Below are 26,849 nucleotides of genomic sequence, written 5' to 3'. Positions count from 1 at the left end.
TCATTCGCGTGACAATGCCGGTCGAAAACACTATAAATCGGGCAAACGATAAGGGTTTTTTCCGCATGTCCGACACTGATCTGACACCACAGGAATACGGTGCCGATTCCATCAAGGTTCTCAAAGGGTTGGAGGCCGTTCGCAAACGCCCCGGCATGTATATCGGGGACACCGATGATGGCTCGGGCCTGCACCATATGGTGTATGAGGTCGTGGACAACGGCATCGACGAGGCGCTGGCCGGTCACGCCGACGCGGTGACGGTCACGATCCACGCGGATTCCAGCGTATCGGTCAGCGACAACGGTCGCGGCATCCCCGTGGGCATTCACGAGGAAGAAGGCGTCTCGGCTGCCGAGGTCATCATGACCCAGCTGCACGCGGGCGGCAAATTCGACAGCAACTCCTACAAGGTCTCCGGGGGCCTGCACGGCGTCGGCGTCTCGGTCGTGAACGCGTTGTCGGATTGGCTGGAACTGCGCATCTGGCGCGAAGGCAAGGAACATGTCGCGCGTTTTGAGGGCGGCTTCACCACCAAACACCTTGAAGTCGTGGGCGAGACGGATCGCACCGGCACCGAGGTCCGCTTCATGGCCTCGACCGAGACATTCTCCAACCTCGAATACAGTTTCGAGACGCTGGAAAAGCGCCTGCGTGAACTGGCCTTCCTGAACTCCGGCGTGCGGATCATTCTGAAGGACGAGCGCCCCGTGGAGCCGCTGCGGACCGAGCTTTACTACGAAGGCGGCGTGAAGGAATTCGTCAAATACCTCGACCGGCACAAGCATGCGGTCATGGACGATCCGATCTTCATCACCGGCGAGCGGGACGACATCGGCATCGAGGTCGCGATGTGGTGGAACGACAGCTACCATGAGAACGTGCTGCCTTTTACCAACAACATCCCGCAGCGTGACGGCGGCACCCATATGGCGGGCTTCCGCGGCGCGCTGACGCGCACGATCAACGCCTATGCCCAGACCAGCGGCATCGCCAAGAAAGAAAAGATCAGCTTCACCGGCGACGACGCCCGTGAGGGGCTGACCTGCGTGCTCTCGGTGAAAGTGCCCGATCCGAAATTCTCTTCCCAAACCAAGGACAAGCTGGTTTCCTCCGAGGTGCGCCCGGCTGTCGAGGGTCTGATGAACGAACGCCTCGCCGAATGGTTCGAAGAGAACCCGAACGAGGCCAAGCAGATCGTCGGCAAGATCGTGGAGGCCGCACAGGCCCGCGAGGCGGCCCGCAAGGCGCGCGAGTTGACCCGGCGTAAAACGGCGATGGACGTCAACTTCCTCGCCGGCAAGCTCAAGGATTGCTCGGAGAAAGACCCGGCCAAGACCGAAGTCTTCCTCGTCGAGGGGGACAGCGCGGGCGGCTCGGCCCAGACCGGGCGCGACCGACAGACGCAGGCGATCCTGCCGCTCAAGGGTAAGATCCTCAACGTGGAACGCGCGCGTTTCGACCGGATGCTGGGCAGCCAAGAGATCGGCAACCTCGTCATGGCGCTCGGCACCGGGATCGGGCGCGACGAGTTCAACATCGACAAGCTGCGCTACCACAAGATCGTCATCATGACCGACGCCGACGTCGACGGCGCGCATATCCGCACACTCTTGCTGACCTTCTTCTACCGCCAGATGCCCGAGCTTATCGAGAACGGCCATCTCTACATCGCGCAGCCGCCGCTTTACAAAGTGTCGCGCGGCAAATCCGAGGTCTACCTCAAGGACGAGGCCGCGATGGAGGAATACCTGATCCAACAGGGCGTTGACGGCGCCATGCTGCGTCAGGGCAATGGCGAAGAGATCACCGGTCAGGACCTCACCCGCGTGGTCGACATGGCCCGCCAATTGCGCCGCGTGCTGGAGGCCTTCCCCACCCATTACCCGCGCCACATCCTCGAACAGGCCGCCATCGCCGGTGCCTTTGTCGAGGGCGCGGTGGACAGCGACCTGCAGGGCGTGGCCGACAAGGTCGCCGACCGTTTGAACCTGATCGCGTTGGAATATGAGCGCGGCTGGCAGGGCCGCATCACCCAAGACCACGGCATCCGCCTCGCCCGCATCCTGCGCGGCGTGGAGGAGGTGCGCACCCTCGACGGCCGCATGCTGCGCTCAGGCGAGGCGAAGAAATCCGGCAGCTTCACCCGGCACCTGCAGGAGGTCTACGACCAACCCGCCAAGCTGATCCGCAAGGACCGCAGCCAGATGATCTATGGCCCCATGGACCTGCTCAACGCGATCCTTGCCGAGGGCGAGAAAGGCCTGTCGCTGCAGCGCTACAAGGGTCTGGGCGAGATGAACCCCGACCAGCTGTGGGAAACCACCCTCGACCCCGACGCACGCACACTGCTGCAGGTCCGCGTAGAGGATATGGCGGAGGCCGACGATCTCTTCACCAAGCTGATGGGCGACGTGGTCGAGCCGCGCCGCGAGTTCATCCAGCAGAACGCGCTGAGCGTGGAGAATTTGGATTTCTGAGCGGTGTAGGCGCCCGCAAAGCGCCAGCGCCGCTGCCAGGTCTTAAAACGATAATCCGCCGCGCCGCTTAAACAGCGACGCGGCGGATTTTTTTATATCAGGCGAGTTACCCGATGATGCCGTTCAGCGTCTCGGAGGGGCGCATCACGCGGGCGGTTTTCTCCGCGTCGGTGTGGTAGTAGCCGCCCAGATCGACAGCCGCGCCTTGGGCCGCGGCAAGCTCGGACAGGATGTCGGCTTCCTTGGCGGCCAGTTCCTTGGCGATGGGCGCGAACTCTGCGGCGAGCTCCGCGTCATCGCTCTGCGCGGCGACGGCTTCGGCCCAGTAGCGCGCGAACCAATAGTGGCTGTCGCGGTTGTCGGGCTCACCCACCTTGCGCGAAGGGGAACGACCGTGGTCGAGGATGCCCTGCGTCGCGGTTTCCACGGCATCGCCCAACACGCGCGCCTTGTCGTTGCCGCGGGCATCGGCGAGGAACTTCAGGCTCTCGCCAAGGGCGCAGAATTCGCCGAGGCTGTCCCACCGCAGGTGGTTCTGCTCCATCAACTGCTGAACGTGTTTGGGGGCAGAGCCGCCCGCGCCGGTCTCGAACAAGCCGCCGCCGTTCATCAGCTTCACGATGGACAGCATCTTGGCCGAGGTCGCCAGTTCCAAAATCGGGAAGAGGTCGGTCAGGTAGTCGCGCAGCACGTTGCCGGTGATCGCGATGGTGTTCTCGCCCTTGGTGATGGTCTCAAGCGAGGCGCGGGTGGCTTCGCGGGGGGCCATGATCTCGAACTTGTCGGCCACGCCCTGTGCCTCAAGGATGGGCTTCACATAGGAGATCAGCTCGGCGTCATGGGCGCGGTTTGCGTCGAGCCAGAAGATCGCGCGGCAGCCCTCGGCCTTCTGGCGCGAGATGGCGAGGTTCACCCAATCCTCGATCGGTGCCTTGCGGGCGGACGAAGAGCGCCAGATGTCACCGGCCTCAACCTTGTGCTGGTGCAGCACGGTGCCGTCGTCGAGGATCATCTTCACGGTGCCAGCCTCGGCCAACTCAAAGGTGGTGGGGTGCGAGCCGTATTCCTCGGCCTTCTGCGCCATCAGGCCGATGTTCTGCACCGTGCCTGCGGTCGCGGGATCAAGCTTGCCGTTCTCTTTGAAGAAGCTGATCGCCTCGTCATAGACCGGCGCATAGGAGTTGTCGGGGATCACGCAGTTCGCGTCATGCTCTTTGCCGTCCGGGCCCCAGCCCTTGCCGCCAGCGCGAATGAGCGCGGGCATGGAGGCGTCGATGATCACGTCCGAGGAGACATGCAGGTTGGTGATGCCCTTGTCGGAATCGACCATGTACATCGGCGGACGCTCTTCCATGCAGGCGTCGATGTCGGCCATGATCTCGCTCTCGCCCTTCACGCGCTCCAGCAGATCGCCGAGGCCGGAGTTGGGGTTGACGCCCAGCTCCTTGAGCTTTGCGCCATGCTTTTCGAACACCGGCGCAAGGTAGGCTTTGACCGCGTGACCAAAGAGGATCGGGTCGGAGACCTTCATCATAGTGGCCTTGAGGTGCAGCGAGAAGAGAATGCCGTCTTCCTTAGTCTTTTCGATCTGGGTGTTGAGGAAGTCTTTCAGCGCCGCGGCGCTCATGAAGGTCGCGTCGACCACGGTGCCGGCGGGATACTCAAGCCCCTCTTTCAGCACCTTTTCCCCGTCCGCGGTTTCCAGCACGATCTTGGCGCCAGTCGCAGCATCAAGCGTGGCCGAAACTTCGTTAGAGAAGAAATCATCGCCCGACATGGACGACACATGCGTCTTGCTGTCGGCGGTCCAGTCCCCCATGCGGTGCGGGTTGGACTGGGCAAAACTCTTGACGGCTTTGGCCGCACGGCGGTCGGAGTTGCCTTCGCGCAGGACCGGGTTCACGGCGGAGCCTTTGATGCCGTCATATTTGGCGCGCACGGCTTTTTCTTCGTCTGTGCTTGGCTCTTCGGGGTAGTCAGGCAGCGCGTAGCCTTGGGCCTGAAGCTCTTTGATCGCGGCGACCAGCTGCGGCACGGAGGCAGAGATGTTCGGCAGCTTGATGACATTGGCCTCGGGCGTCTTCACCAGCCGGCCCAGTTCGGCCAGATCGTCGGACTGGCGCTGCGCTTCGGTCAGGTGCTCAGGGAAGGTCGCGAGGATACGGCCTGCAAGGCTGATGTCTTTCGTGCCGACGCTCACACCAGCGGCTTCGGCGAACTTTTTGATGATCGGCAACAGCGAGGCAGAGGCCTGCTCCGGCGCTTCGTCAACTTTGGTATAGATGATATCGGACATGATTGCTCCAAATTGCTGCATTTGCTGCCCTGATAGCGGAAGAGGCGGCGAAGGTCGACGGTATACCGCAGTATGCGGTGGGGTCGTTTCGGGAAAATGCGCTGAAGGAGCGGATTTCAGCCTTTTGCAGCGCCGCCGCTTAGCGGGTCACGCTGCGCAGTTGCAAAATCTGCATCCCAATCGCCATGGCCGGACCGATCCCCACCGCGAAAAGCAGCGTGCCGAGGCCCAAGGTCCCGCCCAAGGCCCAGCCGACCACGACGACCGATAACTCGATGCTCATACGCACCAGCGCGATGGGTTTGCCAGTGACCCGTTGCAGCCCCGTCATCAACCCGTCCCGCGGCCCGGGGCCAAGGTTTGCGACAAGGTAGATCGCCCCGCCAAAGCCGGTCACGAAGACACCGGTCAGCGCCAGCATCGCATTCGCCAGATAGCTGTCGAAGTGGGGCAGGATCGGCAGCGCATATTCCAGCACCAGCGCCACGATCACCGCGTTCAGAATGGTGCCGATGCCGGGCGTCTGCATCAGCGGGATCCAAAGCAAAAGAACCACGGCGCTGATCAGGAAGGTCGCAAAGCCGAGGCTCCACCCCGTGATGCGGGTCAACCCTTCGGCGAAGACGGTCCAAGGGCTGACGCCGACGCCCGCCGTGACCAAAAGCGCCTCGCCCAAGCCAAACGTCACCAGTCCCAGAACCAGAAACACCATCGAGGCCAATGGCGGTCTGAGCGTGAAGGCTTTGGGCGAACTCCACCGCAGCCGGGGAACAGAGGTGACAGACAGGAAACTCACGGCGCGACCTTTGGCGGGATGCTCAAGATGCCCTGTTGTTCCAGTTTACGTCAGAACCGGCAAGGTCAATCTAGCCTGCGCCCCTCACCGCCAGCGCGAAAAGCCGAAGGTCATATAATCCTTCTGATAGGCTTCCGCCGTCAGGACCTCGATCTCATCGTCATAGATATCGCCGAGCGTGAAGGGGCCGGGTTCCACCATCTGGGGCACGGCAGGGACGGTGGCATGGCCTTGACCCGCAGCCAAAGCGGGGAGTTCGCTGGCCAATTCCTCTTCGCGGAGGATGCGGTCGGGCAGGCAGAACGCCCCGAACCCCGCAATGGCTTGGGCCTGAGAACACCATGCAGCATCCACCCGGATCGAAGTTTGCCCGGCCAGATTGCCTTTGAGAAACTTGAGGAAGGCGACAAAGGCTGCGCGATGCGCGTCTCGATCATATTCGGCGTCGGGGCCATCCTTTGGCAGCGGCACCTTGTAGCGCCGCATCAGCGTGTTACGCAGCTGGCGGTAACTGCCCTCCCCCGTGGTCAGAATATGGCGGCAAAAGGCATCATGCGCGCGCAGGGCGGGATGGCGCAGCACGGTAAAGCCGCGATGCCCCCGCATTTTGCGTTTCCACTGCCGCAGCTCTTTTTGCGACATCTTAGCGCGCAGCGCCTCACGCGGAACGCCATCGAGGGCGGCGAGCCAGTCCAGCACCTGATCCTGCGGGCCGGATTTAATCGGCAGATAGATCAAGCCGCTGGTCGCCGCCGCCACATAAGAGGGCACGTTCGGCCCGCGCCGTGGCTCAAAATTGGGGGTGCGGGTCAGATCGAAACGATCGAGCCGCGCCAGCGCCTCCAGCATCTCGTCATAGTTGCTGACCTTGGCCGAGATCGGGCTGGGGTTCTGTTTCTTAAGGTTCTTGTCCAGCCCCTCCAACTGCTCATCCACGCCAAGATAGCGCGCAAGCCCGTTCATCACCTCAACGCTTTGCAGGTCTTCGTAAGCTACATAAAATGCCGTTTGGCCGGAGGTTTGCAAACGGTTCAGCAGCGTGATCTGGAACTGCTGAAGGGCATCCAAATGGGCGCTGAACTCATCTGCATCGAAGACGGCCTGCGCCACCTTCTGCGCCTTCATATCGGTCAGTTTCCACTGCCCCGTGGCCTGCGCGATCTTCCAACTGACATAGCTGTCGACCGGGTTGCGCGTGAGCACGATCTTAGCGCAGCGCTGATCCTCGACGATCTCATCAAAGACACGCGGATCGTGGTCGTGGAAATAGCGGAAACCGCCCAAAGCATCCTGCTGTCCCCGGATCGCCGCCAGCAGCTTTGTGGGGTTTTCGTCCCGTGTGGCCTGATCAACGCCAAGGATGGGCTCGCTTTTGGGATACCCCATGAAGAAAGGGTTGAACGCCTCCCCATGACAGGCGATCCCGGCAAAGGCGTTCAGGTTCGCCTCTAGGAAGTTGGACCCGGTCCGCATCTCGGCGAAGACCACGAAACTGTCGAATTTGTCGCGCATGGATTATTTCACCAGATAGGGTTTGGGGGAAGGTTTGGCATCGGCGCTGCCCCCTTGGGCGACCGAAAAATCGCCGACCAGATAGGGGTGCATGCCTTGGTTCTTGAGGTTCTGAAGGAACTGGCCGAAGCCGTTCAGATCAACCATGCGCGGCGCCTCTGACAGGCGGCGCAGACGGGGGCGGCCAATTTCGTCAAGGATATCTTGCAAAGGCTCCATCGGCGCTTCGATGAAATCGGCCATGGTCCAGACCCGCACACGCGCCTTGGTATAGGGCGAATTCAGCACATCCAAATGCGTGCTTTCCGTCTTTTGCAGCTTGGCAGCCAGACGGCGGATATCGGCGAAATCAAGGTTCGAACGGAACAGAGGCACCGCCCAAGCGCCGGTGATGACCGAAATATGCGCATTCGGGTCTTTGGCCACACGCCAGTTGATGTCTTGATTGTCCATCGGGCCGAACTGAAAGCACTGACGCTCGCCCCGGGTGTTCCAGATCAGATTGGTCAGGAACGCGCTGGCATTGTGATCGCGCAGCACCGGGTTGTCCGACAAGGCACCGTTCAGCGCGGTTTCCCCGCCCGCGAAATGCACCCGGTCGGGCGCAAAGAGATGCCCATGCACACGCGCCCCGCTGGCCCGGCTGAGCCAATGTTCGAAATCCTCGAAAATCTCGGTAAAGCCTTGAAACACCGAATAGGGCGCGGCGGTGACGCCATTCTCCCAATCCTCGTTTGGAAAACGACTTTGCATATAAAGCCCCGCACGGCCCCGGGTGCGCCGCTCCACCGCCTTGGCAAAGATGCGGTCGATCTTGCCGGGGTTCGGCTCGGTCTTTTTCATCGCGCCGGCAGGGTCGGTTAGGAAAGCTTCATAGAGCCTGTCGGCATGGGGCCAAATCTTGCGTGCTACGAAACAATCAGAGCGGCGCAAAAGCTGGAGGTGATCGTCGTAAAAGATATGCGGCTTGCCCTGAAAATCGAACTTAGACAGGGTCAGCGATCGGCTTTCGATCTTGCTGGAATAGAGCCGTGCAAGGGTCTGGAAATAGCTTTCGTCCGGGATCCAAACATGGCGAAAGAACCTGTCATAGGTGGGCCGGTCGGGGTCTTGCAGGATCGCCGACAGGGTGCGCCGGGTCAGGCACCACCATTGCGAGCCCATATGCGGCACGATCCCGCGCGGCATCCGACGTTTCAACCGCAGCAGGCGCTGCACCTCGACCGCGCGGTCAAACAGATAGCGGTTGCGCCGCCATGAAAAGGGGAAGCGCAGGGTAAACCGCTCTGCATCCAGCCCGCCCACGGTCCAAGGTACATCCGCCGTAGTGGCGCTTTCGATGAAATCGATCTGGGGGCGGTCCTCAAGATAGTCGATCAACTCCTGCACCGGGCGCAGCGGCAGGCAAGAGCCGGAGGCCAGATAGACATGGCGCACCTTGGGAAAGCGCGAGAGCATCATCTCCGCCGCCCCCTGAGAGGCGGCAACGATCCCCCAAGTGCCCCATTCGCAGCGTTTGCGCGGGCTAAAGCAGACATCCTTGAGATCCGACAGCGCCGCCACAAAGGCATCATGCGCCCGCCGGGGCACCGCCTTGTCGATATGGATCACCACCGGACAGCCCGCTGCCGCCCAATGCCGCGCGACCTGCTCGGCCCGGTCAAAAGCGTTGTGCACCAACATGACGATCCCGACGCTCATGCCCAGTTCCCCTTGGACATGAGGCCGAGGATCTCAAGCTGCCGCCAATTGATGTAGCGTTCCGACCATTTGCACCAAAGCTGCGGGTCGTCTTTCAGCTGTTCGGCATAAGCTTTGTATTCAACCGAAGCCGCGTAATGCTCGCTACGCTGCAACTCTTCCGCCGCTTTGGCCCCGAAGGTGTCGAGGAACTTGGCGTGCAAGAGGACGCCCGAGGCTTTCTCTCCGCCCCATTCGTCATAGACCTGATTAAGCCCGCGCGGCAGCAGCATATGGGTCGAGCTGACATAGGCATAGCGCCGATCCCATTTGACCAGCGGCACCTTGTTCAGCGCGGGCGCTTTTGCGGGCACGTCGGGGAAGAACACCCGCGCCCGTGGCCCGCCCTGTATCCACAGGTTCCCAAACCGCCGATTGCGCGAAATGGTGTAGTTGCCACTGTCGAACCATGCGGCAATATCGATTGGATTTTGACCCGCGTGGTAAGGTTCTTCGTCAAGCCGCCCTTTGGGGTACATATCCAGCAGCATCGCCGAAAAACTCTTGATCGACGACGCATCGAGCCAATCGGTCAGCGCCCTCAGGGGTCGCGTGTCGCAAAAAGGGTAGACCAGAAACTCATCGGGATCGACCGTCAACGCCCAATGGCCATGGGCGTATTTCATTTGCAGCCAGTTTAGCCAGTCTACGCCGAAGCGCGCGCGTTTGTAGCTGGCCTTGGCGCTCCAGACCGACACATCGGGTTGCTTGGCCAGATAGTCGAGCGCGCCATCGTCGCTGTCATTGTCGACAAAGAAGAAATGCCCGACGCCCATCTCGCGGTAGTATTTCAGGAAATAGGGCAGCCGGATCGCTTCGTTGCGCTGCGTGCAGAACAGCAGAATATCGTCAGCTTTGATCTGCGCCGTCCGGTTCGCCACAGAGGTCAACTCGCGCCGCTTGCGGAAGGCGCGGATGCGCCAGCGCTTGCGTTGCAGCCGCAACCGATATGACTGAATTAAGCCCAAACCGCCCCTTACCTATCGCGTCTGACCACCCCTCTACCGCGCTATCACGTCGACTTTAACACGGTCTTGAAGTGTTCGGCCCATGTTGGCGCGATAAAAGTCGTCGCAGGGCGCGGGTCTGGCACAGATGCGGCCCATTCTTCGATTGTTCTGATCCATGAATAGGGTTCGCTCAGGGGCGCGTAAACGGCTTTGTCGCCCAAGACCTCATGCAAGACCGGCAAATCGTTGCATAAAACACGCGTTCCAAGGCTCAGTGCCTCTGCCGGGGGCAGGCCAAACCCCTCTGCATGGCTGGGGAAGAGCATCCCCGCCGCCCCCTGCACCAAGGCCGCCAATCCTGTGTCGCTAAGGTTCGCGAGCTCCTGCACAGGGCCGTTTTCTGGCAGCCGGACGAGCCGGTCGAAAACCGCGCTGTTGTTCCACCCCCGCGCCCCGCAGATCAACAAGAGCGGCGCATCAGGCCCCATCTTTTGCCACAGGTCCAGCAAAAACCCGTGGTTCTTGCGCGGCTCGATCGTACCGACAACGACGAAATAGGGACGCTCTGGCGGAAGCCCCACAGGCAGCTCGCCAGCATCGGGCGCGGGCAGATCGACGCCCAGATGCGCGACGACGGCAAGCGGAATCCGCCCGCGCATCTGCGCCTCGCTGCGCTGCCGCGTGTCTTGTGAGTTGTAAATCACCAGATCGGCCTGCGCGCTCACCCGGTCGATCTTGGCCCGAAACGGCGCGACAGTGCCGGGGCGTTGATAGGCGGGATATTCCAATGGGATCACGTCATGGATCAGAACGGCACTTCGCCCCCGCGCCTGTTTCACGGCGCCCAGAACCCGATCCGTCAGATTGCTGTGCCCGACATTCAGATAGGCAAATCCCGGCGGCAGATGCCGGGCGAGCATCGCGGGCAACCCGGCCGGAACGCAGCGCGCGACCGCCAAACGCCGCAAGTCGCTCTCTGCCCGGCTAAGCGCCACGGCACGCCCCCGCGGCAGGCGCGAAAGCAGATCCGTCCGCCCCCAAGGAACGCGGCCCGCAAGCCGATCGTGAAAGCCTCGCATCCCGTCATGGTCCAGCAGGACATAGCCCAAAGCAGTGCGCGCCACTCCAAAAAGCGGCGCGTCCTCTGTCAAAAGATGTGAGAGATAGGCCAGTTCGACCCGATCCACCCCCGTCGCGCCCCGCCCAACCCGACGCAAGCTGCGCGTCAGGTCCAACAGCCGCGCGGGGGGAGATTGCTTCTGCAAAGGCCCGCTTCTTGCCCCTACTGCGCCGCGCGGTCGACTTGCGAGATGCTTTGCAGATAGGTCGAAAGATCGTCGCGCAATTCTTCACGGGCAAGGCCGAAGGCCACGGTCGCTTGCAGAAAGCCCGCTTTAGAGCCGCAATCGAACCGCTGACCGCGGAAACGGAAGCCATAGACATCGCGGCCTTGCTCGATCTCTTGCGCGATCGCATCGGTCAATTGAATTTCACCGCCCGAGCCGGATTTCAGCTTATTCAGGTTCTTTAAAACAGTCGGCGCCAGAATATAGCGCCCGATCACCGCGAGGTTCGATGGTGCTTCGTCGACAGCAGGCTTTTCAACCATGCCATTGACCTTCACACGATCACCGCGCTCTTCGCTGGTATCGAGAATGCCGTAAGAGGACGTGCGGGAAGGTTCCACCTCCATCGCAGCGACCATGCTGCCGCCGGTTTCTTCATAGGCCTCGACCATCTGTTGAAGACAAGGTTTTTCCGCCGCGATCACGTCATCCGGCAGCATAACGGCAAAGGGCTCATTGCCGATCAAACGGCGCGCGCACCAGACTGCATGGCCCAAGCCCAGCGCCTTGTGCTGGCGAATATAGGCGATTGCGCCGCTGTCCATATTGGTGCTTTGCAGCGTCTCCAGAAGCTCGGTCTTGCCCTTTTTGCGCAACTCCTGCTCAAGCTGCGGCGCGTGATCGAAGTAATCTTCCAGCGCGCCTTTGCCGCGTGAGGTTACGAAGATGAACTCTTTGATCCCGGCGGCGCGCGCCTCATCGATTGCATATTGAACCAAGGGCCGGTCGACGAGGGTCATAATCTCTTTCGGCACCGATTTGGTGGCGGGCAGAAAGCGTGTCCCCATGCCTGCAACGGGGAAAATCGCTTTTGTAACCTTCTTGCGCATTTTAATCCTTACAACTTATTCGAAATATACAGAACGCCACGGTCAATTTACCTGCGTCTTCCTACCGGCGATGATCATCGCCGAAACCGCGCTGTCTGGCAACTCGCTTAACTTCCCTTTGCTGCCGATCAAAGCGCCGAGTTAAGCGAAAAACCGCGTCATCTCGCGTGGACCTTCCGTATATTCCACCTGTTTGCAGCCAAATAGCGTGGGTCGGATCAAAGGCAACGCGATGATAAAGCGCCGTCGGCGAAAGATTGATGAGGGTCACGATCTCCCCAGCTAGCGCCCGTTTTGCGGCCTTTGCCCGGTCTTGTGCCAGTTTTATGGGCCGGGTGAACATGGCGACGCTGCGCCGTGCGCGGGCGGGGAAAGGGCGGAAAGCGCTGTCGGCCTTCTCAGGCAGGGTGACGCTGGCGATGGGGCGTTCCACCCCTTCGGCGTGGCCATCATCCAACCTGCGCAGCAACCTTGGCACATCACGTGGCTCTAACCCGCCGCTTACCAGATGGCGCAGCAGACGGCGGCGCTCTTGGGCGCGCAGATGCGCCCAATGAGCGGCACGGTCCTGCGCAGGCAGATGTTTGCGATGAAACACGGCCCAACTCGCCCCGATATCGAAAAGATCGCGCGGCACGCGGTTGGCGCTTCGCATGGCGTTGGCGGCGAAACCGTGGTGGACCTCGGCCAGTGGCACGATTGCCGTGGCATGGCCCGCTCGCGCCAGCCGCATATTCAGATCGGTCTCATCAAGATAGTAGTGAAAGGCTGGGTCAAAGCCGGCCATTTCCACCAAGACATCGCGCCGAAAGGCCATATTAGTGCCTTCGGTCTTGATTGCCCCCCCGGGCGGAGGGTGCAGGATGCTCGGAGTTTCAGGGTCGACATCGAGCGTTTCCGGCTCTCCGACACCATTCAATTGGCGCGCACGATATTGGAACGAGATGCCGTTGCGCCCTCGGACGAAACCGGTCATTGCCGCGACTTCGGGCTGTTGGGCAGGTGCCAGCAGGTGGCGCAGCCATAGCGGCTCGGGCACAGCATCGTCGTCGATAAAGGCTACGACCTCCCCCGCGGCTTCGGCAATCCCAAGGTTGCGCGCGGCGGAGATATTCGGCCTGTCGAAAGGGACCAGTTTCAACGCCCCGGCGAAATGCATGGCACGGGCCACGGCAATCCCGGCAGGATCGGCCACGATGATGACTTCGAAAGGGGTATATTGAAGCTGTTCCACCCCCGTCAGGCAGCGCCGCAATGCTTCGGGCCGATTCCGGCTGACGATCACGATGCTGACAGGCACGCCGCTTTCGAGCGTGGCACTGACGGGGGTGGCGGTCATTCCAGACCCATTTTCGCCATCATAGCTTCGAGCTTCGGCACGTCTTCGGGGTTGTTCAACTCCCAAAACTCGCGCCCCTTGGCCTCGACCTCTGCACAGAGCACGGCGCGGCCATTTTCAAGAAAACGCAACTGCTCCAACCCTTCCAACTGCTCCAAGGGGCCGACAGGCCAGCTTGGGTATTGCGCCAGCGCATCGGGGCGGTAGGCATAGACGCCGACATGGTGGAAGACCGGGGTCATATCCGTCTCTGCGTAGGGCTTTCCGGTATAGGGAACGACCTCTTTCGAGAAGTAGAGCGCTTGATTATCGGCGCCGAAAACCGCCGTGGTGCCGCCCACGCGGCCCGCTTTCCGGTCGGCCAGAAGACTGTTCAACGTGGCCCCGTCGCAGCGCAGAACCGGGGTGGCGATCTCGGCCTCGGGGTTGTCTGTCAACCCCTGCACCAGCCCTTCGACAAACCAATGCGGCGTCAGCGGGGCGTCACCTTGCAGGTTGACCACGATGTCATAGCCCCCGCCCAATGCGGCATGGGCCTCGGCACAGCGCTCGGTGCCGTTGGCGCAGCTTTCCGAGGTCATCACGACCTCGGCACCGAAGCCTTCGGCGGCCTCCCGAATGCGGTCGTCGTCGGTGGCCACCACCACGCGGTCGACGCCCGACACCGCGCTGGCGGCCCGCCAACTGCGTTCGATCAGGGTCTGTTTCTGGCCCGACGCCCCGGTGAGCGCCACCAGCGGCTTGCCGGGGTAGCGGGTGGAGGCATAGCGGGCGGGGATGACGATCAGGACAGACATCAGCCCGCCTTCAACTCAACGCCCGGGGCATGGGCGATGAAGAAAGGGTTGGCGAAGTCTTCCTTGCCGTAGGTCAGGGGCGAGAGGTCATCGAAGCGCACCACCGCGCCGCCTGCCCCGTTCAGCACCGCATGGCCTGCGGCAGTGTCCCACTCCATCGTGCGGCCCAAACGCGGGTAGAGATCGGCCTCTCCCGTCGCGACGAGACAGAATTTCAGCGACGACCCCGCCGAGGTCATGTCGCGCACAGCGTATTTGCCGATGTAATCATCGGTCGCCTGATCGCGGTGGGATTTGGAGGCGACGACCATCAGGGCCGCATTGTCGGGGTTAGAGACTGAAATCGCCTTGGTTTCGCCAAGCTGCCCTTTGGCAAATGCGCCCGTCTCCTCAACCGATTGACCGTCGGCTTGAGTAAAGAACATCCGGGATTTGGCAGGCGCATAGACCACACCGCGCGTCGGCACGCCGCCTTCGACCAGCGCGATGTTCACTGTGAAATCCCCGCGGCGGTGGACGAATTCCTTGGTGCCATCAAGCGGATCGACGATGAGAAAGGTATCGCCCTTGGCGGTATGGGTCGCGGCCTGTTCTTCAGTGACCAGCATGACATCGGGAAAGGCAGCGCGGAGCCCGTCGGAAATGATCGCATCGGCGGCTTCGTCGGCGGCGGTGACGGGGCTGTCGTCGGATTTCGATTTCACCTCGAAATCGTCCTGACCGTAGATCTCCATGATCTTGTCCCCGGCTTCCAATGCCAGCCACCGCATTTCCGCGACCAGTTTCTCGTAATCCATTTTGCCTCCGGCCCTGCGGGCTGTCGTTGCTTCAATTAACCGTTTCCCTTATGCTGTGCAGCTAACGGAACAGCAAGAATTCCGTGCCACGCTAGGGCTTCGTCAAGGACGCGCGCATGTTCCAGTCTTCTAGAAAGCCGAAATCCGGCATCGGCTCGGCCCTCGCCATCGCGGAATTGGTTTACCATTCCGTGGTGCGCAACGTGCGCAAACAGCACAACAATGCCTTCATCGCCATCGCGATGAACATGCTGCAAACGGTGATGTTCGTACTGGCCTTCTATGTGATGTTTTCAATCCTCGGGATGCGCGGGTCCGCCGTGCGGGGTGACTTCCTCATCTATCTCATGTCGGGGATTTTCCTCTACCTCACCCATGTGAAAGCTTTGGGCGCGGTCGCGGGGTCTGAGGGACCGGCAAGCCCGATGATGCAGCACGCCCCGATGAACACGATCATCGCCATCGCGTCAGCGGCGGTGGGATCGCTCTATATCCAAGTTCTGTCGCTCTTCGTGATCTTGTTCATCTATCATGTGGCGGTCACCCCGATCACCATAGATCAACCTTTTGCCGCTTTTGGCATGATGCTGACTGCGTGGTTTACCGGCTGCGCGCTTGGGCTGGTGATGCTGGCGATCAAACCGTGGTTTCCGTCCTTCGTAACGATTTTCTCAACCGTCTATCAACGTGCCAATATGATCGCCTCGGGGAAGATGTTCCTCGCCAACTCCCTGCCCGGCTATATGCTGGCGATGTTTGACTGGAACCCGCTGTTTCACAGCATCGACCAAGCGCGCGGCTTTGCCTTCATCAATTACAACCCGCGCTACACCAGTTGGGAATATCCGCTTTGGGTGGGTCTGGTGCTTTTGATGATTGGGCTGATGGGCGAATTCTATACCCGCCGCCATGCGTCGATCAGTTGGAACGCCCGGCGATGAGACTTCTGGCGCTCTTCCTCTGCCTTTGGGCATTGCCTGTCTGGGCGACGCAGGATGCATGGCCCGCCCTGCATGACGTCAGCGGTGTCGCGGCGGATGACGTATTGAACATTCGCGAAGCCCCGAGTGCCAGCGCCCCGATCATCGGTAGCTTCGAGCCTGACGCCCAGAACATCGAAGTGATCCGCCCCGATGACCGTCACGGCTGGGGCTTGGTCAACACCGGCGAAGGGAGCGGCTGGGTCTCTCTGCGTTTCCTCACCCGGCAAGCGGGCCAATGGGCCGGTGCGATGCCACCCGTGGCCCATTGCGGCGGGACGGAGCCGTTTTGGTCTTTTGAGGTGACCGGCGAGACGTTGAGCTATGACGCCATGGCGGTCGGCGCACGCGATTACCGCGTCACGCAGTCTGGCCCGGCGCAGGGGCGGCGCGACAGTTTTCATATGATCGCCGAGGGGCCGCAGGGCGCGGCCATCGCCACGCTCACGGCGCGTGCCTGTAGCGATGGCATGTCGGACCGTGCCTATGGGCTGGCGGTCGACTTCCTTTTGCAGGGAAATGATGGCTGGCAACATCAGACAGGGTGTTGTTCGCTTAGCCACTGAAGCGACGGACTTTTTTAAAAAGTCCGTTTCCGTTTTCTTTCAAAGAAAACGCTACTCCACCACGCGCAGCGTCAAGTTGATCCGCCCGCCTTTGGGCAGCAATGTCGAGGTGCCGGGTTTGATCCGGTCCACGCCGTGATAGGTCAGCCGCGCATCACCGCCCATCACCACCACATCACCCGATTGCAGCCAAATCGATTCTGTCTTGCCCCCTCGGGTCAGGTTGCCGATCCGAAACAGGCCATCATCCCCCAGAGAGACCGAGACCACAGGCCACTGAAAATCCGCCTCGTCCCGGTCCTGATGCAGCCCCATACGCGCATCGGCATCGTAGTAGTTGATCAGGCAGCATTCCGGGCGGCGCTCCAACCCGGTCAACTGATCCCAAATCGCCATAATCGGTGCCGGGATCTCGGGCCAAGGCTCACCGTCGGGATGTTCGGTGACGTAACGATACCCACGCCGGTCCGAAAACCAGCCATAGCGCCCTGCCGCGCTCATCCGGACCGACATGCGCCCGCCGCGCGGCACTTCGGGGCGAAAGAACGGCGCCTGACGCACCACGCCGCGCACCGCCTCCAGCACCTCCTGCTGGGCCGCTCTGCCCAGAAATTCCTTGTGAATATCAAAGCCCCGGAGGCGCAAAGCAGTCATTTTTCGTTCTTCCTCACTCGTTTAGCAAAAACATCACGGAATCGCGACCATCCAGACCAGCCAATGGTTGCAGGGTGCAAATACCCTCCCTATATACGCTCCGAACCGTCGAAGGCACGTGGTCTTCGATGTCAACAGATCGGGGCAGGATGCCAAAACGGGTCCGCGCCTCGTGTCATCGCCTTAGATTCAAAGAGGGATCGAAACATGTCCAAAGTAATCGGTATTGACCTTGGCACCACCAACAGCTGTATCGCCATCATGGATGGCAGCCAGCCGCGTGTGATCGAAAACGCCGAAGGCGCGCGCACCACGCCATCGATCGTCGCCTTCACCGACGACGAACGCCTTGTCGGCCAGCCGGCGAAACGCCAGGCGGTCACCAACCCCGAAAACACAGTCTTTGGCGTCAAGCGCCTGATCGGCCGCCGCAACGACGATGCGGACCTGGCCAAAGACAAAAAGAACATGCCGTTCAACGTCATCGACGGCGGCAACGGCGACGCATGGGTCGAAGCCAAAGGTGAGAAATACTCCCCAAGCCAAATCTCGGCCTTCATCCTCGGCAAGATGAAAGAAACCGCGGAAAGCTATCTGGGCGAGGAAGTCTCTCAGGCGGTTATCACCGTGCCTGCCTACTTCAACGACGCTCAGCGTCAGGCCACCAAAGACGCCGGCAAGATCGCCGGTCTCGAAGTGCTGCGCATCATCAACGAGCCGACAGCCGCCGCGCTGGCCTATGGCCTCGACAAAGAGAACACGCAAACCATCGCGGTCTATGACCTTGGCGGCGGTACATTCGACGTGACCATTCTTGAGATCGACGACGGCCTGTTCGAAGTGAAATCCACCAACGGCGACACCTTCCTCGGTGGTGAAGACTTTGACATGCGCATCGTGAACTACCTTGCGGAAGAGTTCAAAAAGGCCAATGGCGTTGACCTGACGCAAGACAAGATGGCGTTGCAGCGTCTGAAGGAAGCGGCAGAGAAGGCCAAGATCGAACTGTCCTCCTCCAGCCAGACCGAGATCAACCAGCCCTTCATCTCGATGGGCAAGGATGGCTCGCCGCTGCACATGGTCATGAAGCTGACCCGCGCCAAGCTGGAAAGCCTCGTTGGTGACCTGATCAAAGCCTCGATGAAGCCCTGCGCCGCCGCGCTGAAGGATGCCGGCCTGTCCGCGTCCGACATCGACGAAGTCGTGCTCGTGGGTGGTATGACCCGTATGCCGAAGGTGGCCGAAGAGGTCTCCAAATTCTTCGGCAAGGAGCCGCACAAGGGTGTGAACCCGGACGAAGTCGTGGCCCTTGGTGCCGCCATTCAGGCCGGTGTTCTGCAAGGCGACGTGAAGGATGTGGTTCTGCTCGACGTGACTCCGCTGTCGCTCGGGATCGAGACGCTCGGTGGTGTCTTCACCCGTCTGATCGACCGTAACACCACGATCCCGACGAAGAAGTCTCAGGTCTTCTCGACCGCCGAAGACAACCAGAACGCCGTGACCATCCGGGTCTTCCAAGGTGAGCGTGAGATGGCTGCCGACAACAAGATGCTCGGTGCCTTCAACCTTGAGAACATCCCGCCTGCGCCCCGCGGCATGCCGCAGATCGAAGTGACCTTCGACATTGACGCCAACGGCATCGTGTCGGTCGGCGCGCTCGACAAAGGCACCGGTAAGGAGCAGAAGATCACGATCCAAGCTTCGGGCGGTCTGTCGGATGCGGACATCGAACAGATGGTCAAGGACGCAGAAGAGAATGCCGAGGCGGACAAGTCCCGTCGCGAGCTGATCGAAGCGAAGAACCAGGCGGAATCGCTGATCCATTCGACCGAAAAGTCGCTGGAAGAGCATTCCGACAAGGTCGACCCGACCACCGTCGAAGCGATCGAACTGGCCATTGCCGCGCTGAAAGACGAGCTGGAAACAGACAACGCCGACAAGATCAAGAACGGCATCCAGAACGTCACCGAAGCCGCCATGAAACTGGGCGAAGCCATCTATAAGGCCGCTCAGGAAGAAGGCGGTAACGACGACACGGCACAGCCTTCGGATGCTCAGCAAGCTCAGGGTGGCGACGACGACATCCTCGATGCCGAGTTCGAAGATCTGGACGACGACAAGCGCGCGTAAGCGTGTGAAACGGAACCTGTGAAAGGGCCGGTCCGTCAGACGGGCCGGCCTATCACGTTCCAGCGCAGGAGCATGATAACCCATGGCAAAACGTGACTACTACGAGGTGCTTGGCGTTGCCAAAGGGGCCTCTGCCGACGAGATCAAGAAAGCCTATCGCCGCAAGGTGAAGGACCTCCACCCCGACCGCAACAAAGACAACCCCCAAGCCGAAGCCCAGTTCAAGGAAGTGGGCGAGGCTTATGACGTGCTCAAAGACGGTGACAAGAAAGCCGCCTATGATCGCTATGGCCACGCCGCCTTCGAAGGTGGCATGGGCGGCGGGCGTCCCGGCGGCGGCATGGGCGGCGGTCAGGGCGATTTCTCTTCGGCCTTTTCCGACGTCTTCGACGATCTTTTCGGTGACTTCATGGGCCAACGTGGCGGTGGCGGCGGACGCCGTGCCGCACGCGGCGCCGATTTGCGCTATAACCTGCGCATCTCGCTCGAAGATGCCTTTTCGGGCATGCAAAAGTCGATCACCGTCCCGGCCTCGGTCCAATGTGACGCCTGTGACGGCAGCGGTGCCGAAGGCGGCGCGGAACCTTCGACCTGCCCTACCTGTTCGGGCATGGGCAAGGTGCGTGCGCAGCAAGGTTTCTTTACCGTCGAGCGGACCTGCCCGACCTGTTCCGGCATGGGGCAGATCGTCAAGAATCCTTGCAAGAAATGCCGCGGCGCGGGCCGGGTTGAGAAAGAGCGCACGCTCTCGGTCAACATCCCCGCGGGCGTCGAAACCGGCACCCGCATCCGCCTCGCTGGCGAAGGCGAAGCGGGCATGCGTGGCGGACCCTCGGGCGATCTCTATATCTTCATCGAGGTGGCCGATCACGAGTTGTTCGAACGCGACGGGCCGAACCTCTTCTGTCGTGTTCCAGTGTCGATGAGCACTGCCGCTCTGGGTGGCAATATCGAAGTGCCCACCATCGATGGGGGCCGTGGCCGCGTGCAGATCCCCGCGGGCAGCCAATCGGGCCGCCAGATGCGTCTGCGCGGCAAGGGCATGCCGCCGCTGCGTGGCGGTGGCGTGGGTGACATGATAATCGAACTGGCGGTCGAGACCCCGGTGAACCTGACCAACCGGCAGAAAGAACTGCTGCGGGAGTTCGAGGGCGAGGCCCAGAACAACAACCCCGAGAGCAGCAACTTCTTCTCTTCCGTCAAATCCTTCTGGGATTCGATGAAGGGTTAACGATTGGGGGGAGCCGTGGATGCGGCTCCCCTTTTTCGGCAGCGTGGTGAACGAAGTTTTAACCGTCCGTTAACCGAATAATAACCACTTTGGCGCGACACTCCGGACATGACCCGTGCCCCGAGAACCTTGGCTGATCAGCCCCTCCCCTATCTGCTGGACGAAGCGCAAGCGCCGCCGTCCAATACGGGCAAGCAACCCTCCTATATCGCGGATCACCGCCAGCGCCTGCGCAGCCGTTTCATCGACGGGGGCGCGGCGGCTATGCCGGATTACGAGATGTTGGAGCTTGTCCTTTTCCGCGCCATCCCGCGCCGGGATGTGAAACCGCTGGCCCGCGAACTGCTGGATCGGTTTGGCGACTTCAACCGCGTCATCACCGCCCCCGCCGCCCGTCTGCGCGATGTCAAAGGCGTCGGCGAAGCGGTGATTGTCGAGCTTAAGATCGTCGAGGCTGCGGCCCAGCGACTGGCTCGGGCGAAGGTCCTACAGCGCCATGTCGTGTCCTCTTGGGATGCGCTGCTGGACTATTGCCACACCACCATGGCCCATCTGGAGATGGAGCAGTTTCGCGTCCTTTACCTCGACCGGAAGAACATCCTCATCGCGGACGAAGAACAGGCGAAGGGTACGGTTGACCATGTCCCTGTCTATCCGCGTGAGGTTGCCAAACGCGCGCTTGAGTTGAACGCCAGCGCGATTATCCTCGTGCATAACCACCCCTCGGGCGATCCCAGCCCGTCACGCGCAGACATTGACATGACCCGGCAGGTCGCCGCCGCCTGTGACGCCTTGGGACTAACCCTGCATGACCACCTGATCATCGGAAAATCGCGCGAGCTCAGCTTTCGCAGTGAGGGGCATCTATAGCGGGGTGCGCCTAGCGCACCCAAACCTCGACCCGCCGGTTTGCTTGACGGCCCCATTCGCTGTCGTCACAGGCAATCGGCATCGCCTCGCCAAAGGCATCGACCCGCAGATCGATGCGCGACAGATTGGCCGTGACCGCAGCCGCGCTGACCGCGCGCTGCACCGCTTCGGCCCGGCGCAGGGCGATTTCGCGGTTGGCCCGCGCGGCCCCCTCGCCATCGCTGAAGCCCACGAACATCAATCGCCGCGCATCATATTGCCCCTGTTCCAAGGCCCGCGCCAATTGCTGCACGTTTGACCGCGACTGCGCATCAAGCCGGATCGACCCGGCCTCGAAGCGGAAAGAGGTGGTGAGCCGCGCCATCGGCACCAGTGTCGCTGTCATGCGCTGCAACTCTTCCAGCGGCGTTTCCGCGCCCGCCGTGATGATCGCATTGGCAAAGCGGTTGCCCTGCTCCTCAACCGGGATTTCCTCGGGCGTTTGATCTACGAAACCGGCCCGGCGGATCACGATCTGGGCCGAAGGGCCACGGGTGAAGGCCAGAAACTCGCGCGTGATCAGCGGCAAGCGCCGGGCGGGGAAATAGAGGAACATCGGCGCGGTCAGCGGGTAATCTTCGGTTTTGATCGTGCGCCGTGCGGCATCCAGCGCAAAACCGCAGTTGCCGCCAAGGGTCAGCACCTCGGTCTCACCCTGTTCGGCATAGCTGGTGATACCAAGGGCAAAAACATCCCGCGCGACCGCTTCGGCCAGCGCATCGGGCATGGCATGGCGGGTGACATCGGCGCTCAGTTCGAGCCCGGCGGGGGTGAGCACCTGATCCACGATGGCTTGGCTCAACCCGCTATCGGCGGTGGGCAAATGCAACTCAATCGGTGCGTCCGGCCCGCCGAGGCGCTGCCAATTCTTGATCTCGCCCGAGAACACCCGCGCCAAGGTCAGCGGCGAGATTTGTTTCACCGGGTTGGACGGGGCGACCACGGGCACCACCGCATCAAGCGCCAGAACCCGGCTGCGATTGGCACCAGTCAGATCACCCAAGCCCGCCTCACGGGCATTGATCCGCTCTTCGCGGCGCACCTCGCGCAGGGCCATGACGACATCGGCCTCATCCGCCAGCAGATCGGCAAAGCCTTCGTTGGTATTGCTCGCCCGGAAATCGAACCGCGCGGCAAGCTTGCCGTCATCCTCACGCGAGAGCAGCAGCGCGAAGCGCCCGCTGTTCCCCTCTTCGCGGCTGACGGTATAGCCTTGGCGCGCGGCGAAGGCCTCGATCAGCGCGGGCATCAGCACCGCCCCCATGGTGGCGGAGCCCGAGAAGCGCACCTCGGCCACGAAATCCGCAAGGTTCGGGCAACCCGGACCGGCGCAGGACACACCGCTGCTGTCGACAGTCAACTCGCCATAGTCCGTCTCGACGCGGTAGAATTCGCCGTCGAACCCCAGCAGGGTGCCGCTGAGTTCGACGCTGCCATCGCGCGAGGTCAGTGCGATGTCCTGCGCCGTGGATGCGCCCGCTGTAAAAAGCAAAAGTGCGGCGCTGATCGCCGCACGTTTCAACCCGTTCATCTAGACCTACCCGGTTGCGTCAGTTCTGCGCGACTTTCAGGTCTTGGAGCAAATTATTCAACACCAGAAAGTTGCCGACCGCGTCACAGTCCGGCACGGCGAGGGTCAGGTTCTGGGTTTTCACCGGATCGTCGCCGCGCAGTTCCAGCGCCTGTGCTTCGATCTCAAGCCCGCAGTTCGCCTCGCTCACCTCAGCCTCAACGCTGAGCGCAACATCGCCCTCCTGCCCCGCTTTGGCGACCGGGAAGCTATAGACTTCGGCCATCAGCGGCTCAGAAGCCTCAATGTCGCCATTGCGGGTCATGAAGCCCCCTTCGCCCAGCACGGCGGCGGTCATATCGCGCGGCGCACCGGACCAGACGTGGCCCGCCTCGCCGTAATCCGCGCCGAACTCGCGGGCGTGAAGCTCGAACCCTGCGGTGCCTTTCCATTGCAGCACGACGCGGTTGAAATCAGAGAGTTCAGGGACCGAAGTCTGCGCCACCGCGCCATCGCCGTTGCCGAAGGCGAGGATGAAAACAGCCTCTTCCGCCAAGGCCGGGACGGTGACAGACAACTGCCCTTGGTCATCGGTCACTTCGGTAAAGATCATCCCGTTGTGGTGCACGGTCAGCCGCTCATTTGGCAGGCAGGCGGCATCGAGGGTGAGTTTCACCATCGCGGCGGCGACGGCATCCGCTTCGGCAATGATATCGCAGGTCGCGGGGATCGCGGCGCCGTGGCTTTCCGGGGCGGGCGGCAGGCCTTGGGGCGCTGCGGCCTTAACCACGCGGTCATCCAGCGTTGGCAGCGCAATGGGACTGTCGAGCGCGGCAGAGGTCAGGGTGATGCCTTCAACCTCAAGCAAGGCGCCATTGTCGGCCACCGGGCGCTGCGCCTCAGCCGCGCCATAGCGCTGCTGCGCGGTGTCGGAGCTTTGCATGACATAGCCAATGCCCACCGCACAGGCCAGAGTGCCGACAGCTGTCAGAATTTCTTTCGTGCGCCACATGACAAGTCTCCTTCAACGGATTCGTTAGAGACTTTATGGGCGCGGATCAGGGCCGGGGTATGGCCCTGAAACGCCAAGTTATGGGCGAAAAGGTGACGCCGCTCAGGTGATCTGGCCGTGGCAGTGTTTGAACTTCTTGCCAGAACCGCAGGGGCAGGGATCGTTCCGGCCCGGGTTGCCCCATGTGGACGGATCGTTCTCGTCAAAGCCGGGGGCTGCGGCCTCGGCCTGTTCAGAGGCCTCATCCGCCGCTTCGCTCGCCGCAGCCTGCATCGCGGCCTGACGGGCGGCCATTTCCTGCATCATCTCGCGGCGCTGCTCTTCGCTCATCGGTTGGATCTGGCCCAGCTTTTGGGTCACGTCCTGCCGCAGACTGTCGAGCATCGTCTCGAACAATTGGAAGGCTTCGTTCTTATACTCGTTCAGCGGGTCGCGCTGCGCGTAGCTGCGGAAGCCCACGACCGAACGCAGATGTTCGAGCGTCAGCAGGTGATCGCGCCATTTGGTGTCGATGGCTTGCAACAACAACTGTTTCTCGATGTTGCGCATGTTCTCTTCGCCAAAGGCCTCTGCCTTCTTGGCCATGAGCTCATCGGTGGCTTTCATCAGACGTTCGCGGATCACCTCATCATCAACGCCGTCCTCTTCACACCATGCGATGATCGGCACGTCGACGTTCAACTGTTCGATCACCGCGGCATAGAAACCTTGGGTGTCCCACTGATCGGCATAAGTCTTGGGCGGCATATAGGTGTCGATCAGATCGTCGATCACCTGCTCGCGCATGTCGGTAACGATCTCATTGAGGTTGTCCGCCTCCATGATCTCGCGGCGCTGGCCAAAGATCACCTTGCGCTGCTCGTTCATCACGTCATCGAACTTCAACAGCTGCTTGCGGATGTCGAAGTTGCGACCCTCAACCTTCGCCTGCGCCCGCTCCAGCGATTTATTGACCCATGGGTGCACGATGGCTTCGCCATCTTTCAGGCCCAGCGTCGTCAGCACTTTCTCAAGCCGTTCCGAACCGAAAATGCGCATCAGGTCATCTTCGAGCGACAGGAAGAACGAGGTGCGGCCCGGGTCACCCTGACGGCCCGAACGGCCGCGCAACTGATTGTCGATGCGGCGGCTCTCGTGACGCTCGGAAGCCAGAACGTAGAGGCCACCGGCCTCCAGCACCTTCTGCTTCTCTTCGGCGTGCTGCGCTTCGATCTGGGCGCGAATATTGGCCGGATCGGCTTCGGGGTCGGCATCTAGCGCGTCGAGCACTTTCAACTCGACGTTGCCGCCCAACTGAATATCGGTGCCGCGGCCCGCCATGTTGGTGGCGATGGTCACGGCGCCCAGCTTGCCCGCTTCGGCGATGATCTGGGCCTCTTGCTCGTGCTGGCGGGCGTTGAGCACATTGTGCTCGATCCCGGCGGCGGTCAGCATGGCGCTGAGCTGTTCGGACTTTTCGATCGAGGTCGTGCCGACAAGGCAGGGCTGCCCCTTGGCGTGGGCCTCTTTGACCCGCTCGATCATCGCCTCGTATTTCTCACGCGCGGTGCGATAGACGGCGTCGTCTTCGTCCACACGGGCGATTGGCACGTTGGTCGGCACTTCGACCACACCGAGGCCATAGATCTCGGCGAATTCTTCGGCTTCGGTCAGGGCCGTGCCGGTCATGCCGCCCAGTTTGTCGTATAGGCGGAAGTAGTTCTGGAAAGTGACGCTTGCGAGGGTCACGTTCTCGGGCTGGATGTCGACGCCTTCTTTGGCCTCAATCGCTTGGTGCAGACCGTCCGACAGGCGGCGGCCCGGCATCATGCGGCCCGTAAATTCGTCGATCAACGTCACCGCGCCATCACGCACGATATAGTCCTTGTCGCGCTGGAACAGCTTATGCGCGCGCAAACCTTGGTTGACGTGGTGCACGATTGTCGTGCTTTCGGGGTCGTAAAGGGTCATCCCCTCTTCGATCAATTCCCGCGCGCGCAACTGCTCTTCGAGGAACTCATTGCCCTCGTCGGTGAAGGTGACGTTGCGGGTCTTCTCGTCCAGCTCGAAATGCTCTTCGGTGAGCGACGGGATCAGCGCGTCGATGATCTGGTACATCTCGGAGCGGTCCTGCGAGGGGCCGGAGATGATCAGCGGCGTCCGCGCTTCGTCGATCAGGATACTGTCGACCTCGTCCACGATGGCAAAGTTATGCCCGCGTTGCAGCATGTCCGACAGGTTCGACTTCATATTGTCGCGCAGGTAGTCGAAGCCGAGTTCGTTGTTGGTGGCATAGGTGATGTCGCAGGCATAGGCCGCGCGCTTCTGGTCTTCGGGCATGCCGGAATAGGCGACGCCGGTGGTCAGACCCAATGCGCCAAAGACCTTGCCCATCCATTCGGCGTCACGTTTGGCAAGGTATTCGTTCACCGTCACCACATGCACGCCTTTATGCGTAAGCCCGTTGAGATAGGCCGCGAAGGTCGCAGTCAGGGTCTTGCCCTCACCGGTCTTTTGCTCGGCGATATTGCCCTGATGCAGGAAAATCCCGCCCAGAAGCTGGGTGTCAAAGGCACGCAGGCCCAACGTGCGGCGGGCCGCTTCGCGGCAGTTGGCAAAGGCTTCGGGCAACAGATCGTCAAGACTTTCGCCCGCCTCGGCCCGTTTGGCCAACTCCTCGGTGCGCGTCTTGATCTCTTCGTCGCTCAGCTTTTCGAACTCAGGCTCCAGCGCGTTGATCCGAGCCACAAGCGGCCGGGTCGCCTTGATCTTCCGGTCGTTTGGCGTGCCAAAGACCTTTTTGGCGATTGTTCCGATACCCAGCATGTAATCTCCCGCCGAAGTTATGATGTCTTGCGCCGATCTGGTTGCCGAGCGCCATGGCAGCCCATAGATAGTGGATGAGCCCGCGCCTCTCAGCGCCATAAGGCGATGTAAGGGGCGTGCCATACACTGTCAATGTAGCAGCCCTGCTACGAAGGAAGCGATTGGACCC

At 61.4% G+C, this 26,849-nt stretch carries 20 protein-coding genes; 6 read left to right on the top strand and 14 right to left on the bottom strand.

Annotated features, from left to right (window positions below):
* The first annotated feature begins 65 nt into the window (after positions 1-65).
* Complete coding sequence (gyrB, locus tag ACGYLX_RS07135) at positions 66-2,480, top strand: DNA topoisomerase (ATP-hydrolyzing) subunit B (protein WP_394448245.1); 2,415 nt, start codon at positions 66-68, stop codon at positions 2,478-2,480.
* A gap of 106 nt (positions 2,481-2,586) precedes the next feature.
* On the opposite strand, the gene ACGYLX_RS07130 is transcribed toward gyrB, so the two are convergent.
* The 10 genes from ACGYLX_RS07130 to cysQ form a co-directional block, all read right to left on the bottom strand.
* On the bottom strand, positions 2,587-4,776 hold the full coding sequence (locus tag ACGYLX_RS07130; protein WP_394448244.1) for an NADP-dependent isocitrate dehydrogenase: 2,190 nt from the start codon (positions 4,774-4,776) through the stop codon (positions 2,587-2,589).
* A 139-nt stretch (positions 4,777-4,915) separates the two neighbouring features.
* The gene (locus tag ACGYLX_RS07125) at positions 4,916-5,572 is read right to left on the bottom strand and encodes a YitT family protein (protein WP_394448242.1); all 657 of its coding nucleotides are present in this window, start codon (positions 5,570-5,572) and stop codon (positions 4,916-4,918) included.
* 84 nt (positions 5,573-5,656) lie between these two features.
* On the bottom strand, positions 5,657-7,084 hold the full coding sequence (locus tag ACGYLX_RS07120) for a nodulation protein NodH (RefSeq protein WP_394448240.1): 1,428 nt from the start codon (positions 7,082-7,084) through the stop codon (positions 5,657-5,659).
* 3 nt (positions 7,085-7,087) lie between these two features.
* Entirely contained in the window at positions 7,088-8,785 is a 1,698-nt protein-coding gene (locus ACGYLX_RS07115; protein ID WP_394448238.1) for a beta-1,6-N-acetylglucosaminyltransferase, read from the bottom strand.
* Complete coding sequence (locus ACGYLX_RS07110) at positions 8,782-9,768, bottom strand: glycosyltransferase family 2 protein (RefSeq protein WP_394448236.1); 987 nt, start codon at positions 9,766-9,768, stop codon at positions 8,782-8,784. Before ACGYLX_RS07110 ends, ACGYLX_RS07115 begins: the two co-directional genes overlap by 4 nt.
* A 68-nt stretch (positions 9,769-9,836) precedes the next feature.
* Complete coding sequence (locus tag ACGYLX_RS07105; protein WP_394448234.1) at positions 9,837-11,039, bottom strand: glycosyltransferase family 4 protein; 1,203 nt, start codon at positions 11,037-11,039, stop codon at positions 9,837-9,839.
* Positions 11,040-11,056: 17 nt separating this feature from the next.
* Positions 11,057-11,950: a UTP--glucose-1-phosphate uridylyltransferase GalU gene (galU, locus tag ACGYLX_RS07100; RefSeq protein WP_394448232.1), complete on the bottom strand. Its 894-nt coding sequence runs from the start codon at positions 11,948-11,950 to the stop codon at positions 11,057-11,059.
* Positions 11,951-12,011: 61 nt separating this feature from the next.
* Positions 12,012-13,289, bottom strand: a complete 1,278-nt coding sequence (locus tag ACGYLX_RS07095) for a glycosyltransferase family 2 protein (protein ID WP_394448230.1) — start codon at positions 13,287-13,289, stop codon at positions 12,012-12,014.
* Positions 13,286-14,086 carry a 3-deoxy-manno-octulosonate cytidylyltransferase gene (locus ACGYLX_RS07090; protein ID WP_394448228.1) on the bottom strand — a complete coding sequence of 267 codons (801 nt, stop codon included), beginning with the start codon at positions 14,084-14,086 and terminating at the stop codon, positions 13,286-13,288. Before ACGYLX_RS07090 ends, ACGYLX_RS07095 begins: the two co-directional genes overlap by 4 nt.
* Positions 14,086-14,883, bottom strand: coding sequence for a 3'(2'),5'-bisphosphate nucleotidase CysQ (gene cysQ, locus ACGYLX_RS07085; protein ID WP_394448226.1), 798 nt, complete (start codon positions 14,881-14,883; stop codon positions 14,086-14,088). Before cysQ ends, ACGYLX_RS07090 begins: the two co-directional genes overlap by 1 nt.
* 116 nt (positions 14,884-14,999) lie before the next feature.
* On the opposite strand from cysQ, the gene ACGYLX_RS07080 reads away from it, so the two are divergent.
* Together ACGYLX_RS07080 and ACGYLX_RS07075 are read left to right on the top strand one after the other, a co-directional pair.
* Positions 15,000-15,824 carry an ABC transporter permease gene (locus tag ACGYLX_RS07080; protein ID WP_067264256.1) on the top strand — a complete coding sequence of 275 codons (825 nt, stop codon included), beginning with the start codon at positions 15,000-15,002 and terminating at the stop codon, positions 15,822-15,824.
* A complete protein-coding gene (locus ACGYLX_RS07075) occupies positions 15,821-16,429 on the top strand; it encodes a COG3650 family protein (protein ID WP_394448224.1) in 609 nt (202 codons plus the stop codon). Before ACGYLX_RS07080 ends, ACGYLX_RS07075 begins: the two co-directional genes overlap by 4 nt.
* Positions 16,430-16,480: 51 nt before the next feature.
* Here the strand turns inward: ACGYLX_RS07075 and ACGYLX_RS07070 are convergent, their stop codons facing one another.
* Entirely contained in the window at positions 16,481-17,083 is a 603-nt protein-coding gene (locus ACGYLX_RS07070) for an alpha-ketoglutarate-dependent dioxygenase AlkB (RefSeq protein ID WP_209216866.1), read from the bottom strand.
* Positions 17,084-17,290: 207 nt separating this feature from the next.
* On the opposite strand from ACGYLX_RS07070, the gene dnaK reads away from it, so the two are divergent.
* The 3 genes from dnaK (at position 17,291) to radC (ending at position 21,314) form a co-directional block, all read left to right on the top strand.
* Complete coding sequence (gene dnaK / locus ACGYLX_RS07065) at positions 17,291-19,213, top strand: molecular chaperone DnaK (RefSeq protein ID WP_394448222.1); 1,923 nt, start codon at positions 17,291-17,293, stop codon at positions 19,211-19,213.
* A gap of 82 nt (positions 19,214-19,295) precedes the next feature.
* The gene (gene dnaJ, locus ACGYLX_RS07060; RefSeq protein WP_067264268.1) at positions 19,296-20,444 is read left to right on the top strand and encodes a molecular chaperone DnaJ; all 1,149 of its coding nucleotides are present in this window, start codon (positions 19,296-19,298) and stop codon (positions 20,442-20,444) included.
* A gap of 108 nt (positions 20,445-20,552) precedes the next feature.
* The gene (gene radC, locus ACGYLX_RS07055) at positions 20,553-21,314 is read left to right on the top strand and encodes a DNA repair protein RadC (RefSeq protein WP_394448220.1); all 762 of its coding nucleotides are present in this window, start codon (positions 20,553-20,555) and stop codon (positions 21,312-21,314) included.
* Positions 21,315-21,324: 10 nt separating this feature from the next.
* On the opposite strand, the gene ACGYLX_RS07050 is transcribed toward radC, so the two are convergent.
* The 3 genes from ACGYLX_RS07050 to secA all read right to left on the bottom strand — a co-directional run bounded on the left by ACGYLX_RS07050 (position 21,325) and on the right by secA (position 26,680).
* Positions 21,325-22,884, bottom strand: a complete 1,560-nt coding sequence (locus tag ACGYLX_RS07050) for a substrate-binding domain-containing protein (RefSeq protein WP_394448218.1) — start codon at positions 22,882-22,884, stop codon at positions 21,325-21,327.
* Positions 22,885-22,903: 19 nt separating this feature from the next.
* Entirely contained in the window at positions 22,904-23,875 is a 972-nt protein-coding gene (locus ACGYLX_RS07045; RefSeq protein WP_394448216.1) for a hypothetical protein, read from the bottom strand.
* 102 nt (positions 23,876-23,977) lie between these two features.
* Positions 23,978-26,680: a preprotein translocase subunit SecA gene (gene secA, locus ACGYLX_RS07040; RefSeq protein WP_394448214.1), complete on the bottom strand. Its 2,703-nt coding sequence runs from the start codon at positions 26,678-26,680 to the stop codon at positions 23,978-23,980.
* Between the last annotated feature and the right edge of the window lie 169 nt (positions 26,681-26,849).

This window comes from Sulfitobacter sp. 1A13496, assembly GCF_043557225.1.
Classification (GTDB): domain Bacteria; phylum Pseudomonadota; class Alphaproteobacteria; order Rhodobacterales; family Rhodobacteraceae; genus Sulfitobacter; species Sulfitobacter faviae.
The sequence above is the reverse complement of the archived record's forward strand: the minus strand, read 5'-3'. Positions and strand labels throughout refer to the sequence as shown.